The sequence below is a fragment of the Stenotrophomonas sp. YJH_SMC_110 genome (assembly GCF_059369255.1).
Map to the genome: position 1 here is coordinate 29,052 of NZ_JCAFSM010000011.1, position 15,690 is coordinate 44,741.

9 protein-coding genes are annotated in these 15,690 nt (G+C 67.2%); 2 read left to right on the plus strand and 7 right to left on the minus strand.

What is annotated here, in order from left to right:
• The first annotated feature begins 237 nt into the window (after positions 1-237).
• Positions 238-720, plus strand: coding sequence for a peroxiredoxin (locus AC5P6H_RS17700; protein WP_111206448.1), 483 nt, complete (start codon positions 238-240; stop codon positions 718-720).
• Positions 721-749: 29 nt separating this feature from the next.
• Complete coding sequence (locus tag AC5P6H_RS17705) at positions 750-1,325, plus strand: ferritin-like domain-containing protein (protein WP_014648036.1); 576 nt, start codon at positions 750-752, stop codon at positions 1,323-1,325.
• Positions 1,326-1,442: 117 nt separating this feature from the next.
• Here AC5P6H_RS17705 and pbpC read toward each other — a convergent pair whose 3' ends face one another.
• The 7 genes from pbpC to acnD all read right to left on the minus strand — a co-directional run bounded on the left by pbpC (position 1,443) and on the right by acnD (position 15,632).
• Entirely contained in the window at positions 1,443-3,824 is a 2,382-nt protein-coding gene (gene pbpC / locus AC5P6H_RS17710; protein WP_111206446.1) for a penicillin-binding protein 1C, read from the minus strand.
• Positions 3,825-3,873: 49 nt separating this feature from the next.
• On the minus strand, positions 3,874-8,781 hold the full coding sequence (locus AC5P6H_RS17715) for an alpha-2-macroglobulin family protein (protein WP_495202930.1): 4,908 nt from the start codon (positions 8,779-8,781) through the stop codon (positions 3,874-3,876).
• Between the two features lie 227 nt (positions 8,782-9,008).
• Positions 9,009-10,469 (minus strand): bifunctional 2-methylcitrate dehydratase/aconitate hydratase, encoded by a 1,461-nt coding sequence (locus AC5P6H_RS17720; RefSeq protein WP_227864497.1) that lies wholly within the window; start codon positions 10,467-10,469, stop codon positions 9,009-9,011.
• Between the two features lie 146 nt (positions 10,470-10,615).
• Positions 10,616-11,794 (minus strand): 2-methylaconitate cis-trans isomerase PrpF, encoded by a 1,179-nt coding sequence (gene prpF, locus AC5P6H_RS17725; RefSeq protein ID WP_032957093.1) that lies wholly within the window; start codon positions 11,792-11,794, stop codon positions 10,616-10,618.
• Between the two features lie 77 nt (positions 11,795-11,871).
• Entirely contained in the window at positions 11,872-12,114 is a 243-nt protein-coding gene (locus tag AC5P6H_RS17730; RefSeq protein WP_046432026.1) for a type II toxin-antitoxin system ParD family antitoxin, read from the minus strand.
• 100 nt (positions 12,115-12,214) lie between these two features.
• Positions 12,215-12,919: a hypothetical protein gene (locus tag AC5P6H_RS17735; protein ID WP_046431997.1), complete on the minus strand. Its 705-nt coding sequence runs from the start codon at positions 12,917-12,919 to the stop codon at positions 12,215-12,217.
• A gap of 94 nt (positions 12,920-13,013) precedes the next feature.
• Complete coding sequence (gene acnD / locus AC5P6H_RS17740; RefSeq protein WP_495202931.1) at positions 13,014-15,632, minus strand: Fe/S-dependent 2-methylisocitrate dehydratase AcnD; 2,619 nt, start codon at positions 15,630-15,632, stop codon at positions 13,014-13,016.
• Positions 15,633-15,690 lie beyond the last annotated feature (58 nt).

A 15,690-nucleotide genomic window follows, 5' to 3' on the forward strand; every position in this document is an offset into this window, starting at 1 on the left:
CCGCGCCGGTGGCGCCGCCCCGGGTTCATTCTACGCGCCGGCGATGCTACGCCGCCCCTCGTGCGGCCCCGGTGAGGCCGACTGATCCTGCGCAATGCCGCTGCCATCCCGATGCCCCAGGCTGTGTCTGGAAGCCCCCGCCGCAACCCTGAAGATGGGGCCTGCACACGGGTTTTCCAATGTCTTGACGCCCCTGTCCCATCCGGCCCACTAGCCTGCCCCAGCAAGGAGTTCCCCATGACCATCCATGTCGGCGACCGCATTCCGGAAGTGACCCTCAAGCGCATCCGCGAGGGCATCGAAACGCTTGATACGCATTCGCTGTTCGACGCCCGCAAGGTCGTCCTGTTTGCGGTGCCCGGCGCGTTCACGCCCACCTGCTCGGCCCGCCACCTGCCCGGCTACGTCGAAAAATTCGAGGCCTTCCGCCAGCGCGGCATCGATGTCTACTGCATGGCGGTCAACGACCCGTTCGTGATGAAAGCCTGGGCAGCCGACCAGAAGGTGCCCGACGGCCTGCTGATGCTGTCCGACGGCAATGCCGAGCTGACCCGCGCGCTCGGCCTGGAGCTGGATGCCAGCGCCTCGGGCATGGGCATGCGCTCGCGCCGCTTCGCGCTGTACGTGGTCGATGGCGTGGTGCGTGCGGCCTGGATCGAGCAGCCGGGCCAGTTCGAGGTGTCTTCCGCCGAGTACGTGCTGGAGCACCTGCCTACCTGATTCCCCACCGCAGAAGGAAACGGCCAGCAATGTCCAGCAAGCCAGCCAAAGCCAGCAAGCCCGCCGCCGGGATTCCCGGCATCAGTGACCGTCAGACCCTGCGCGAGCGTGCCCGGCACAACATCGAAGACGGCGCGATCACCGACAGCTACAGCGCCGACCGCAAGGTGGTGATCAAGCTGCTCAACGATGCCCTCGCCACCGAGTACGTGTGCGTGCTGCGCTACTACCGGCACTATTTCATGGCCAAGGGCATGCTGGCCGACGCGGTCAAGGCCGAGTTCCTCGAGCATGCACAGCAGGAACAGGCGCACGCTGGCAAGCTGGCCGAGCGCATCGTCCAGCTTGGCGGCGAGCCGGACCTGAACCCGGATACGCTGACCACGCGCTCGCATGCCGAATACAAGGAAGGCAGCGACCTGCGCGACATGGTGCGCGAAAACCTGGTGGCTGAACGGATCGCCATAGACAGCTACCGCGAGATGATCAACTTCATCGGCGACCGCGATACCACCACCAAGCGCATCCTTGAAGAGATCCTGGCGCAGGAGGAAGAACACGCCGACGAGTTCGCCGACCTGCTGGACGGGTGGATCGGGGAATAGCGGCCCCGCAAACGCCTTGGTAGATGCCCACCTTGGTGGGCGCATTTATCGCGTGCCAACCAAGGTTGGCACCTACCAGAGCATGGATGCGTCGGGTCGACGGGCCATTCCCAGCACCTATCGCAGGACGTTGAACCGCACCTGCGTCCACGCGCCGTCGGCTGCCAGCGCGGTCAGGGTGTGTGCGCCCGGATCGGCGAACTCGCGCTGCATCAGCTGCGCGCCGTGGGTCTGTGCAATCCAGCGTCCATCCAGCAACCAGTCCACCGCCTGCTCGCTGCCCAGCGCGCGCAACTGCAGGCGCACGCCGTGTTCGGAATTCGGCGCGCGCGCCAGCGTGGCGCCGTCATTGAGCCCGTCCACGTGCAGCGCGACGCTGGCCTCACGCCCGTCGTCGCGGCAGTCCGGCGACAGCGCCGGCAGCTGCGAAGCCTCGCGCGTGGCCTTCGGCAGCCACGGCGACAACAACGCCGGCCAACGCGCGATCTCCCGCGCGACTTCCTGATGCGGCAAACGGCAATCAGCGGATACACGCAGACCGGTCCGCGCGTCGGCCAGGTAACGCTGCCGCCCCGGCTGCCAGCGCCGCGCCTCGCGCTCGGGGAAGGTCGGCGGTGCCGCACCGTCCAGCAGATAGGCCGACATCCGCCGCTGGCACAGCGCCGCTGGCAGGCCCTCGGCACGTTCGCCGGTGGGCCAGCAGACGTCCTCCTGGCTGACACTGGCCGGCATCGGTGCAGCAGCTGAATCACCGCGCTGGCGAGGCAGGCTGTCCACCACCTCGAACATCAGCGGCAGCGCGGTCACCGCGCCGTACTGGCCCGGCAACGGGGTACCGTCCGGCCGCCCCACCCACACGCCCACGGTGTAGTGGCGGGTGCTGCCGATCGCCCACGCATCGCGGTACCCGTAACTGGTGCCGGTCTTCCACGCCACGCGCGGGCGGCCACCGACATCGAACGTCCCGACGCTATACCCCGGCCGCGGATTCGATTCCAGCATCTCGCGCACGATCCAGCTGGCGCCCGGCGAGGCCAGGCGACGCTCGATCATCGGTTCGTCATCGGTGTAGCGCACGCGCCCGGCGATGCCGTTGCGGTTGAGCGCGGCGAACGCGCCGACCAGGTCTTCCAGGCGTGCGCCGGTGCCGCCCAGGATCAGCGACAGATTGGGTGTACTGCCCGGCGGGAAGCGCAGCTGGATGCCGGAGTGCGACAGGCGTGCGGCGAAGCGCGCCGGACCGACCCGCTGCAGCAGGTCCACCGAGGGCACGTTGAGTGACAGCCGCAGCGCGCTGGAGGCACCAATCGGCCCATTGAAAGCCATGTCGAAGTTGCCGGGGCGGTAGCTGCCGAAACTCTGCGGCGCATCGACCAGCAGGCTTTCCGAATGGATCAGGCCATCGTCCAGCGCCATGGCATACAGGAACGGTTTGAGCGTGGAGCCCGGCGACCGCCAGGCCTGCACCATGTCCACGTGGCCCAGCCGCTGCCGGTCACCGAACGCCAGCGTGCCGACATAGGCACGCGCCTGCAGGGTCTGGTTGTCGACTACCAGCAGGGCGGCCGAGGTGCGTTCCGGCAGCGTCGAGAAATAGCTGGCCACGCGTTCTTCCAGCGTGCGCTGCAGGCCGATGTCGATGCTGCTCTGGATGCGTGCCTGGCCCGGATGCGCCGAGTGCAGGCGCTGCGCCAGCAGCGCGGCGTGCAGCGGCGGGCGCAGCGAGCGCGCCACCACGTTCTCGATGCGCGCGTCTTCCACTTCGTCCGCCGTCCACACGCCCAGCTCGTTCATGCGGGACAGCACCTTGTCGCGCGCCTTCTGCGCCGCTTCCGGATGACGGTCCGGGCGCAGCCGGCTCGGCGCCTGCGGCAGCACCGCCAGCAACGCGGCCTCGGCATGCGACAGCTGCGCCGCCGGCTTGCCCAGGTAGGCCCAGCTGGCCGCTTCCACCCCCTCGATGGTGCCGCCGTAGGGCGCGCGCTCCAGATACAGGGCCAGGATCTGCTGCTTGCTCAGGTGCACTTCCAGCTGCACCGCGCGCAGCATCTGCTTGAGCTTGCCCCACGGCGTGCGCGTATGCGGATCGAGGATGCGGGCGACCTGCATGGTCAGGGTCGAGCCACCGGAAACGATGCGGCCGCCACGCAGCAGCTGGCCGCTGGCACGCAGGATCGCCAGCGGGTTGATGCCCGGATGCCGCCAGAACCAGCGGTCTTCGTAGGTCAGCAACGCCTGCAGGTACAGCGGCGAGACGCTGTTGATCGAAGCCGGGTAGCGCCACACACCCTCGGCGTCGGCGAATGCACGCAGCGGCGTGCCGTCGGCAGCCACCACCAGGGTGCTGGTATCACGCTGCTTCGGCAGCGGTGGCGGGAAGGCGAAATCCAGCACCAGCAGCAGCGCCAGCGTGGCGGCCGTACCCCAGCGCAGCCAGGGCCACAGCGGCTGCAGCCGGCGGCGCAGGGCCGCCAGCCGGATCGACATCGTGTTGTTCATTGCAGGTTGCCAGCAGGACGGGCCGCGCCGTCGCGGCCCGTCCGCGCGGTCACGGCTGTACCACCGTGATCGTGGTCGGGTTGCTGCGGCCGACGCCGCGCAGCTGCGGCCGGTACATGTCCTCCACCAGCGGCGGCGGCACCGAGTAGGTTCCCGGCGTCACCGCGCGTACCAGGTAGAACACGTTGGCCTTGCTGCCACGCGAGAGCTTCAGCGCGGCCACATAGCGGTCATCGCGGAACTCCTCGTGCTTGGTGTCGGCGGCCTCACCACGGTCGCTGATGGTGATGCCATCGACCACCACGTCGGCCCACTGCTTGGCATCGCCCAGGTTGAAGTTCTCGATCTCCAGGCCCGCCGGCAGCAGGTCGGTCAGCAGTGCATCGGGCATCGTGGTGTCAGCGGTGACGGTGACGCGCACGATCAGTGCTTCGCCTTCCTTCAGCGGGCGCGGCGACCACGGCTTGCCATCGGTGCCGTAGTAACTGCGCTCGACGCCCAGCACGCTGTTGTCCGGTGCCGGTGCGCTGCGCGGGATGCCGGCCACATCAATGCTGGCGAACATCGGCGGCTGCCCCTGCGGGGTGAAGCGCACGCCGCTGGCCAGCTCACTGGCGCTGAAGTTGCGGCCGAACAGCTTGCGCTCGCCGATGGCTTCGGTGCTGCCACCGATCACCAGCTCACCGGCCACCAGCGCCTTCTGGTTGGCGGCGAGCGCCTTGCCGAGGCGGGCAATCGCCACCTGTTCCTGCGTGCTCAGCCACATCCAGCCGGCATTGCGGCGTGCATCCAGGCCACGACCGAGGTCGACCGCGCGCGCGTCCCAGGCCGGCTTGGCCAGCTTGTTCTCGTGGGTCAGCGCGATCATCAGCGCGTCATCGCGGATCGCGCTGCCGTAGTCGCCGAAGTACGACGGGCGCTCGCTGCTGGACTTGGCGAAGGCCGCCGCCAGCGCGGCCTGGCCACGCTTGGCATCGCCCTGCAGTGACAGCGCCACGCCCAGGTGGACCAGCGACAGGCCGCCCACCGCCTTGCTGCGCTCGTTGTCGTACAGCGTGCGCAGGGTACCGAGCGGTGCACGGTTGACCCGGGCCAGCACGTAGCCCGAATAGGCCTGGTTGGCGAACTTCAGCTTCTCGCGGTCGTCCTGGCCGTAGAACTGGTTGCCGCCGGACAGCAGATCCTCGCTGAGCCGGTTGAGCGCCTTCTGCAGCACATTGTCGGGCACCGCAAAACCGGCATCCTTGGCGTCGAGCAGGAACTCGGTGATGTACGGGGTCAGCCACGGGTTCACGTAGCCGTCGTCACCCCACATCGAGAAGTTGCCGTTGGCCACCTGCATCGACGCCAGGCGACCGAACGCACCTTCCATGCGCTCGCGACGGGTCTTGGCATCCAGGCCGTCGGCACCGAGCATCGACGACGTCGCCTGGTCCAGGATCAGCGCCGCGTAACCCTTGCTGGTGGTCTGCTCGGCACAGCCATATGGATAGTTCAGCGCGCCCTGCAGTGCACTGGCGAACGGAATCGGCGGCAGCGGGCTGACCAGCAGGCGGGCATTGACCGACTCGGACATCAGGCCATCGGTCAGGTTGTTGTCGAGGCTGACCGCGGCCAGCGGGTCAAGCGTACGCACCTGCGAACGCAGCACCTGCGGCCACGCCGCACGCACCGGCAGGTCGTAGCGGCGATCGGCCTTGAAGCCGTTGCCGTCCACCCGCACGCGCACCTTGGCCACGCTGTGGCCCTCGCGAGCCGACAGCGGGAAGCTCAGCGTGGTCTTGGCATCGGCATTCAACTGCACGCTGCGGCTGCCCTCGCCCAGGTTCAGCGGGCCTTCGCTCTCCACCTTCACGTTGAACTGCCCCGGCTTGCCGGTGAAGTTCTGCACGTCCAGGGTCACCGTGCTGCGGTCGCCCGGGGCCAGCACGCGCGGCATGCTGGCTTCGGCCAGGATCGGTGCGCGCACGATGGTTTCCACGTCGCGCTTGCCGTACTGGTCATCGCTGTAGACCAGCGCCGACACGCGCAGGGTGCCGTTGAAGTCCGGCACCTTCAGGCGGATGCGGGCATTGCCCTTGGCATCGAGCTGCACCGGGCCGGAGAACAGGTCCACGGTCTGCACGCGCGCGGTCGGGCGCTTGGCCTGCGGCAATGCCTGCAGCGCCATGTCGCCGCCGAACTTCAGCTTGCCGCTGCCGCCATCGAAGCTCTCGATCACCCGGCTGTAGATGTCGTAGGCATCGATACCGAGGCGACGCTGGGCGAAGAAGTGTGCACCGGCATCGGGCACCGGGAAACGGGTGATGTTGAGGATGCCCACGTCCACCGCCGAAACGGTGACGTGCGCGGTCTTGCCGGCCAGCTGCGGCGCACTGACGGTTACCGGCAGGTCCTGCTCGGGCCGCATCTGCTTGGGCGCGACCAGGCCGACGGCCACGGTGCGGCCCTTGCGGTCCATCGGCACATGCACCACGCCCACGGCACGGGCCGGGGTGATCTTGCTCGGCGCACTGCCGCCGCGGAACACCAGCGCGGTGATGTAGACATCGTGGCGTTCCCAGTCGGCGGTGACCGGGATCTTGAAGGTCGAACCCGGCTTGGCGTCGATGTCCTGCACGTACAGCATGCGGTCGGTCTCGACCATCAGGATGCCCTTGCCGGCGTGCGGCGGGGTCACCGTCACTTCCAGGGTGTCACCGGCCTTGTAGCCGGTCTTGTCCAGGCCCAGCTTGACCTTGTCCGGGCGTGCATCCAGGCCACGGTTGTCATCGCCCCAGCTCCAGCCGGCACGGAACGGGTAGCGGCTGGTCAGGCCGGTGGACGGATCGAACACGTCCACCCGGTACTCGCCCCACTCCACCGGGAAATCGAAGGCAACCGCACTGCTGCCGGCATCGACGGTGCGGGTTTCCTTGTTCTCGAAACGGCGGGTGAAATCGTAATCCCAGCGGTTGTCGTTGAAGGTCCAGTGGTAGTCGCGCAGTTCGCGCACCAGGGTGATCTTCAGGCCCTTGGCCGGCTGCGGCGTGCCCGCGGCGTCCACGCGCATCAGCTCGAAGCGCGCGTTGCCGTTGGCATCGGCACCATCGTCCGGGTTGAACAGCGGGCGCACGCCGACCAGCGCGTTGGCCGGCCACATCACCCGCTTCAGGGTACGGGTGACCGTGCGGCCACCGGTTTCATACAGGCTGCCGGACAGTACCACGGCGATCGGCGCCTTGGCCTTGGCCGCCTCTTCCGGCAGCGCCACATCCTCACGCAGCTGGCCATTGGCCGGCAGCGTGGTATCGATCACGTCCTTGGCCTCGCGCGGCAGCTGCAGGGTCGGGTTACCGAAGAAATAGCCCGGCAGGCCTTCCACGGGCTTCTGTTCGGCGGCAACCGCCATGCGTGCGGTGAAGCGGTTGCCATCGGCCGGTGCGCCATACAGGTAGGCACCATTGGCCTGCAGGCGCAGGTCCTCACCCGGCTTCAGCGTCTTCTGCGCGCTGTCCAGGTCCAGCTTCATGCGTTCGGGCAGGAACTCCTCGATGCGCAGGGTCATGCCCTGGATCGCTTCCTTGCTGGCCGGGTCGGTGCGGAACTCGACCTGCCAGCGGCCGGTCGGCGCCTCGGCGGGGATCACCTGCTCGAAATTGATGTAGCCCTGGTCGCCCGGCTGCAGGCGGGTCTCGCGGAAGGTCTTGCCGTCGGGCTGCTTCAGGCGCAGGAACACCGGTTGTGCCTTGACCGGCTTGCCGTCGTTGTCGCGCAGCAGCGCGGACAGGCGCACGGTCTCGCCCGGGCGGTACAGGTCGCGCCCGGACCAGGCGTAGACGTCGAACCACGCGTTGTCGCGGCCGGCCACAGCGAACTCGCTCAGGTCCAGCGCCGGCTGGTTGAACGGCAGGAAGCTGGTGTCCTTGCCACTGCTGGCGACCAGCACGTGGGTGGCATCCAGGGTGTAGTTCAGCAGCGCGTTGCCGTTGCCGTCGGTGCTGCCCTTCAGCACCACCTCACCCTTGGCGTCGAGCACGCGCAGGTCGATGCCCTTCAGTGGCGCACCGTCCTTGAGGCCGGCGGTGTGCACGAACAGCTTGTCCTTGTAGGCACGGGTATGCAGGCCGATGTCGCTGACCGAGAAGAACGCGGTATCGAACTCGCCCTCGTAGTCACCGGTGCGCTTGAGCAGGGCGAAGTACAGGCCCGGCTCCTGCAGTTCCTTGATGTCCTGGGTCGGCAGGTAGGTCAGCACCCGCTCGTTCTGTTTGCCACCCAGGATGAAGCGGTTGACGTAGACCGGCTCGGCCAGCTTGTTGATCGGGCTGCGCTCGTAGTCGCTGCTGAGCTCCCAGCTGCCACGGCGGCCGCCGCGCTGGTACTGGCTGAAGAAGGTCGGCAGGTCCTTCTCGCGCACGCGCAGGAACTCGACGTCGACCTCCGGCACGTTCACCGAGACCACCGGCAAGCCGCGGCTGTCCTTGGCCGGCAGCACGCTGCCCTGCGAGGCGAAACCGACCACCGGCTTCAGCTCGCCGCTGAACACCTTCTGCTTCAGTTCCTTGCCCAGCCGGCTGCCGTCGGCGGCCAGCAGGTCCGGCGAGACCACCAGGCTGAACTCCTTGCCGGCCTCGACGAACGGGTAACGCAGGGTCAGGCCGTCATCGGACAGGGTCCAGCTGCTGTCCTCGGTGCCGACCTTCTCTTCGAAGCGAACGAGTTTGTCGAAATCCTGGGTGCCGACCAGCGGGCGCGAGAACTCCAGCGCCAGCGACAGGCCGTCATTCTTCTGGTCCGGGTAAGCACGCAGCAGGGTGAATTCCTTCACCTGCTCGGCCTTGGTGGTGATGGCTTCACCACTGGCCTTGGGCAGCTGCCCGCTGTCATTGCGGCAGCCGGCCAGCCCCAGCAACAGGCCTCCTGCCAGTACGGCCGCCGCCCATCCCCACCGCTTCCGCCGTGCCGGACCGCTCATGTCGTCACTCCTTGATCGAGGCGGCCATTATAGGCAGGCCACGTCAAGGTGTTGACGCAAATCCGGCAATTGCCGCGGTGCGGGTAGTGCCGGCCGCTGGCCGGCAGTCTCGGTAGCCGCCAACCTTGGTTGGCGTCGGCCGTGCCAACCAAGGTTGGCACCTACCCAAGCGGGTCGAGCCACGTGCCCGGCAAGCAGGCGCGGTGTCAGATCCGGTGAAGCGTCCCCTACCCCGGCAGGTACAGGTCCACGTAGTCGGTCACCGGCATCGCCGCCAGCGCCACCGGATCCAGCGATGCGGCCAGGATGCGCTGCTGCTGGGTGGTCGGGAAGCGATGGGCCAGGTGCCGGCGGAACTTGTCCATCAGCAACGGGATGCCCTCCTCGCGTCGGCGCGCGTGGCCCAGCGGGTATTCCACCAGTACCTCGGGCAGCTCAGTGCCGTCGCTGAAGCGCACGCTCAGGCCGTTGGCGATGCTGCGCTTGTCCGGGTCCAGGTAGTCGGCGCTGAGCTGCGGATCCTCATGACAGGCCATCTTCGCGCGCAGTGCGTCGATGCGCGGGTCGGCAGCAACGTCGTCCTCGTAGTCCTGGGCCACCAGCCGCCCATGCAGCAGCGCGATGGCGACCATGTACTGCACGCAGTGGTCGCGGTCGGCTGGGTTGTGCAGCGGCCCCTGCTTGTCGATGATGCGGATGCAGGCTTCCTGGGTGCGGATGGCGATGTGCGCGATGTCCTCGACCCGCCGCCCCACCGCACGCAGCTGCTGATGCAGCGTGATCGCCGCCTCCACCGCGGTCTGGCCATGGAACTCGGCCGGGTAGCTGATCTTGAACAGCACGTTTTCCATCACGTAGCTGCCCAGCGGTCGCTCCAGCGTCAGCGCCTTGCCCTGCATCGATACCGCTTCAAAACCCCAGGTCGGCGCGCTCAACACACTGGGATAGCCCATCTCGCCACTGGCCGCCATCAGCGCCAGGCGCACGCCACGGCTGGTCGCATCGCCGGCCGCCCAGCTCTTGCGCGAGCCGGTGTTGGGCGCGTGCCGGTAGGTGCGCAGCGCCTGGCCATCGACCCAGGCCAGCGACAGTGCATTGAGCATGCGTTCGCGATCCAGGCCGAGCAACTGCGCGACCACCGCGGTGGTGGCCACCTTGACCAGCACCACGTGGTCCAGCCCGACCCGGTTGAAGGAATTCTGCAGGGCCAGCACGCCCTGGATCTCGTGTGCCTTGATCATCGCCAGCAGCACGTCATGCAGGGTCGGCGCTGGGCGATGCAGGGCCTGCGCGTTGCGCCCCAGCCAATCGCAGACAGACAGGATGCCGCCCAGGTTGTCCGACGGGTGGCCCCACTCGGCGGCCAGCCAGGTATCGTTGAAATCCAGCCAGCGCACCATCGCGCCCAGGTTGAAGGCGGCCTGCACCGGGTCCAGCACGTAGTGCGTACCCGGCACGCGCGCCCCGTTGACCACGCTGATACCCGGCACCAGCGGACCGAGCAGCTTGCTGCAGGCCGGGAAGGACAGCGCTTCCAGCCCGCAGCCCAGCGTGTCGAGCAGGCAGTAGTGCGCGGTCTGGAAGGCCAGGGGGGAGTCGATGCGCGCGTCGCGTACGTAATCGACGATGTCCACCAGCAGCGCATCCCACGCTGCACGCTCGTTGGATGGGGTGTGGCTGTCAGACATCGTCGATCTCCTCTTCAGAGCTCAGGCCGCGCCTCCCGGTAGTCGCCAACCTTGGTTGGCGCTGGACGTTGCCCGGGCGGTGCCAATGCCATGCCAACCAAGGTTGGCATCTACCGAAGCATGTGATGCCAGCGCCGACCGGCTGGTTATTCGGCCGGCACCCGCACCTTGCCTTCCATCAATACGCGGGCGCTGCGGCTCATGATGGCCTTGGTCACTGTCCACTGGCCGTCAACAAGGCCGGCCTGCGCACCCACGCGCAGCGTGCCGGAAGGGTGGCCGAAGGTCACCGCTTCGCGTTCACCACCACCGGCCGCGCGATTGACCAGCGTGCCCGGAATCGCCGCCGCAGTGCCGATCGCCACGGCGGCGGTGCCCATCATCGCGTGGTGCAGCTTGCCCATCGACAACGCCCGCGCGTGCAGGTCGATGGCCGAGGCCGGAATGGCCTTGCCGCTGGAGGACACGTAGTCCTGTGCCGGCGCCACGAAGGCCACCTTCGGCGTGTGCTGGCGGGTGGCCGCATCTTCCAGGTTCCTGATCAGACCCATGCGCAAGGCGCCGTAGGCGCGGATCTTCTCGAAGCGCTCCAGCGCCCCCTTGTCCTCGTTGATCGCAGGCTGCAGTTCGGTGCCGGTGTAGCCCAGGTCGGCCGCATTGAGGAAGATGGTCGGAATGCCGGCGGTGATCATGGTCACCTCAAAACTGCCGACGCCCGGCACATCCAAGGTGTCGACCAGATTGCCGGTCGGGAACATCGCGCCCGCATCGCCGTCATCGGACGGATCGATGAACTCCAGCTGGATCTCGGCGGCCGGGAAGGTCACGCCATCCAGCTCGAAATCGCCGATCTCCTGCACTTCGCCATCGCGCATCGGCACGTGGGCGATGATGGTCTTGCCGATGTTGGCCTGCCAGATGCGCACGGTGCACAGGCCATCGCGCGGCACCCGGGCCGGATCGATCAGCCCATTGGCGATCGCGAACGGACCCACTGCCGTACTGAGGTTACCGCAGTTGCCGCTCCAATCGACGAAGGCGGTGTCGATCGAGACCTGGCCGTACAGGTAGTCCACATCGTGGTCCGGCACCGAGGCGGTGGAGATGATCACGCACTTGCTGGTGCTGGAGGTGGCACCGCCCATGCCGTCGGTCTGCTTGCCATACGGATCGGGCGAGCCGATCACGCGCATCAGCAGCGCATCGCGCGCGGCGCCCGGCACCTGAGCGGCTTCGGGCAGGTCCTGCAGGCGGAAGAACACGCCCTTGCTGGTGCCGCCGCGCATGTAGGTGGCGGGAATACGAAGTTGCGGGAGGAAGGTCATGGATCGGATTCCTGTGTGCAGTGGAACAATTCTCGGGGAGCCGCGCACCGCCCTGGGGTTGGAGGGATGTACTGGCTTCATTCTCGATTCGACGCGCGCTCAAGCAGTCTCTGGAAGTACCCCGGAGGCAGGGGGGCCGGAGGCCCCGAAGCAAGGCCTTCCGCGATTAACTGGCGTAGCAGGTCTTCAGCCTTGCTTTGCCGACTCTGACGGAGAAGGTCGCGAACGTACTCGGAAGCGCTGGCGTAGTCGCCTTCTCGAACTTCCTGGTCCACGAATTGTTTGAGCTCATCAGTCAGCACCACCTTGATATTGACCATACGGACCTCCACCGTGGGACTGTCACACGACAGTCTGCGAGGCACCAAAGACAACGACAAGGGTAGAAAGCGCCAGCCTTTGCAAAAGAGGTCCTCGCCGTCACGCAGACGCCCCAGCATGACTTCGCCGCGCCCGCGCGGACATTCCTTGCTGCCAATGGAAGAGGTAAAGGATGACCAGTTTGGTACTGCCACTCACCACTGCCAGCAGCAGCAACGGCCATCCCATCCGCATGCCCATGGCGAAGGCAAACACAATCGTGGATAGATCCATCAGCAGGATCAGCTGACTCATCCGCAACGACACCGCACCGGTGTGGCCATTGCGCAGGATCAGCAGGATCTGGTGCGCGTAACCCTGCGCCAGCAAGGCAGTGATGCCCACGATCATCGCGCTGGCCACTACCCTGCCCTCATCCACATGACGGTCGCCCCAAGCCAGGCCAGCCAGTGCGCAGGCCAGCAGCAGCACGGCCGTCACCAGGCTGGTCGTGGCAGAGCGATTCCGTCGGTCGCGCCAGATCTCCACCAGGATGGCCATGACCAGCACCGACGCGAGCAAGCGAGGCCAGACAATAAAGTGATTGAACGGCGTGACGCTGTAGCCATAGACGAAGAAGGACAGGTAGGCCAGGAAGCTGACCGTGAACTGATTCAGCGACAGCACGGCAGTGGCGCTTTCAGTCGCATCCGCTCGTTCCCGACGGTCGCGCACCAAGCGCAACTGCGCGCCCACACCCAACAGGCTCAGCAGGATGAAGGCGGTGTTGACCGTGCCTGCGATTGTGTAGAACGCCGTTCCCATGCAGATGGGGCAACGCCCCTCTCCTTCGTGACCACCGCCATGCGGGCCGAAGCCAGCATGGCGACAACTCGACACAAGGCAGCTATCTGCTGCCTTACGCCACCTTGGCGCCTTCCAGGAAGTCCTGGGCGAAACGCTGCAGCACGCCACCGGCTTCGTAGATCGCCACTTCCTCGTCGCTGTCCAGGCGGCAGGTCACTGGCACGATCACGTCCTGGCCGTCACGGCGGTGGATGACCAGGGTCAGGTCGGCGCGCGGGGTGCGCTCGCCGATCACGTCGAAGGTCTCGGTACCGTCGATGCCCAGGGTCAGGCGGGTGGTGCCCGGCTTGAACTCCAGCGGCAGCACGCCCATGCCGATCAGGTTGGTGCGGTGGATGCGTTCGAAGCCTTCGGCCACGATCGCTTCCACACCGGCCAGGCGCACGCCCTTGGCGGCCCAGTCACGCGAGCTGCCCTGGCCATAGTCGGCACCGGCGATGATGATCAGCGGCTGCTTGCGGTCCATGTAGGTCTCGATCGCTTCCCACATGCGCATCACCTTGCCTTCCGGCTCCACGCGCGCCAGCGAACCCTGCTTCACGCTGCCATCGTCGTTGCGCACCATTTCATTGAACAGCTTCGGGTTGGCGAAGGTGGCGCGCTGTGCGGTCAGGTGGTCACCGCGGTGGGTGGCGTAGGAATTGAAGTCCTCTTCCGGCAGGCCCATCTTCGCCAGGTATTCGCCGGCGGCACTGGACGCCAGGATCGCGTTGGACGGCGACAGGTGGTCGGTGGTGATGTTGTCCGGCAGCACCGCCAGCGCACGCATGCCCGACAGTGTGCGCTCACCGGCCAGTGCGCCCTCCCAGTACGGCGGACGGCGGATGTAGGTGCTCTGCGGGCGCCAGTCGTACAGCGGGCTGACCGCCGCGCCATGCTCCACGCGCACGTTGAACATCGGGTTGTAGACGCGGCGGAACTGCTCGGGCTTCACCGAGGCCTTCACCACCGCGTCGATCTCGGCATCGCTCGGCCAGATGTCCTTCAGGCGCACCTCGTTGCCCTCGGCGTCCACGCCCAGCACGTCCTTTTCGATGTCGAAGCGCACGGTGCCGGCGATGGCATAGGCGATCACCAGCGGCGGCGACGCCAGGAAGGCCTGCTTCGCATACGGGTGGATGCGGCCATCGAAGTTGCGGTTGCCCGACAGCACGGCCGTGGCGTACAGGTCGCGATCGATGATCTCCTGCTGGATGGCCGGATCCAGCGCGCCGCTCATGCCGTTGCAGGTGGTGCAGGCGAAGGCGACGATGCCGAAGCCGAGCTTTTCCAGGTCCGGCAGCAGGCCGGATTCTTCCAGGTACAGCTGCACCGCCTTCGAGCCCGGCGCCAGCGACGACTTTACCCACGGCTTGCGCAGCAGGCCACGTTCGTTGGCCTTGCGCGCCAGCAGTGCGGCAGCGATCACGTTGCGCGGGTTGGAGGTGTTGGTGCAGCTGGTGATGGCGGCGATGATCACCGCGCCGTCGGGCATCAGGCCCTGCGCCTGCTCGGCCCTGCCCGCTGCCAGCTTGGCTTCGTCGGCGATGCCGCGCTCGGCCAGCTCGGCAGTGGCCACGCGCTTGTGCGGGTTGGACGGGCCAGCCATGTTGCGCACCACGCTGGACAAGTCGAAGCGCAGCACGCGCTCGTACTGCCCGGTGGCCAGGTCATCGGCCCACAGGCCGGTGGTGCGCGCATAGTTCTCCACCAGCGCCACCTGCGATTCCTCGCGGCCGGTCAGGCGCAGGTAATCGATGGTCTGCCCGTCGATATAGAACATCGCGGCGGTGGCGCCGTATTCGGGGCACATGTTGGAGATGGTGGCGCGGTCACCGATGGTCAGTGCCGACGCCCCCTCGCCGAAGAATTCAAGATACGCACCCACCACGCGTTCCTTGCGCAGGAACTCGGTCAGTGCCAGCACCACGTCGGTGGCGGTGATGCCCGGCTGCGGCCTGCCGGTCAGCTCGACGCCGATGATATCCGGCAGGCGCATCCACGACGCGCGGCCCAGCATCACGTTCTCCGCTTCCAGGCCGCCAACACCAATCGCGATCACGCCCAGCGCGTCGACGTGCGGGGTGTGGCTGTCGGTGCCCACGCAGGTATCCGGGAAGGCTACGCCGTCCTGCACGTAGATCACCGGCGACATTTTCTCCAGGTTGATCTGGTGCATGATGCCGTTGCCCGGCGGAATCACGTCCACGTTCTGGAACGCCTGCTTGGTCCAGTCGATGAAGTGGAAACGGTCTTCGTTGCGGCGATCCTCGATGGCGCGGTTCTTCTCGAACGCCTGCGGATCGTAGCCACCGCATTCCACCGCCAGCGAGTGATCGACGATCAACTGCACCGGCACCACCGGATTGACCTTGGCCGGGTCGCCGCCCTTGTCGGCGATCGCATCACGCAGGCCGGCCAGGTCCACCAGCGCGGTCTGGCCGAGGATGTCGTGGCACACCACGCGTGCCGGGAACCACGGGAAGTCGAGGTCGCGACGGCGCTCGATCAGCTGCTTCAGCGAATCGCCGAGCGTGGCCGGATCGCAGCGGCGCACCAGGTTCTCGGCCAGCACGCGCGAGGTGTACGGCAGGGTGGCATAGGCGCCGGGCTGGATCGCATCGACAGCGGCGCGCGCGTCGAAATAGTCCAGCGCGCTGCCGGGGAGGTTCTTGCGGTAATCGGTATTCATGGGCTGGCGGAGTGCTTGGGGCGGGCCGGGTGCCGGCGGTGCGGCGGCGAAAGCACCC

Coding starts and splice junctions, on each gene's coding strand:
- AC5P6H_RS17735 (WP_046431997.1), bottom strand. CDS start 12,919: ATGGGAACGGCGTTCTACACAATCGCAGGCACGGTCAACACCGCCTTC.
- AC5P6H_RS17730 (WP_046432026.1), bottom strand. CDS start 12,114: ATGGTCAATATCAAGGTGGTGCTGACTGATGAGCTCAAACAATTCGTG.
- acnD (WP_495202931.1), bottom strand. CDS start 15,632: ATGAATACCGATTACCGCAAGAACCTCCCCGGCAGCGCGCTGGACTAT.
- AC5P6H_RS17720 (WP_227864497.1), bottom strand. CDS start 10,469: ATGTCTGACAGCCACACCCCATCCAACGAGCGTGCAGCGTGGGATGCG.
- AC5P6H_RS17705 (WP_014648036.1), top strand. CDS start 750: ATGTCCAGCAAGCCAGCCAAAGCCAGCAAGCCCGCCGCCGGGATTCCC.
- AC5P6H_RS17715 (WP_495202930.1), bottom strand. CDS start 8,781: ATGAGCGGTCCGGCACGGCGGAAGCGGTGGGGATGGGCGGCGGCCGTA.
- prpF (WP_032957093.1), bottom strand. CDS start 11,794: ATGACCTTCCTCCCGCAACTTCGTATTCCCGCCACCTACATGCGCGGC.
- AC5P6H_RS17700 (WP_111206448.1), top strand. CDS start 238: ATGACCATCCATGTCGGCGACCGCATTCCGGAAGTGACCCTCAAGCGC.
- pbpC (WP_111206446.1), bottom strand. CDS start 3,824: ATGAACAACACGATGTCGATCCGGCTGGCGGCCCTGCGCCGCCGGCTG.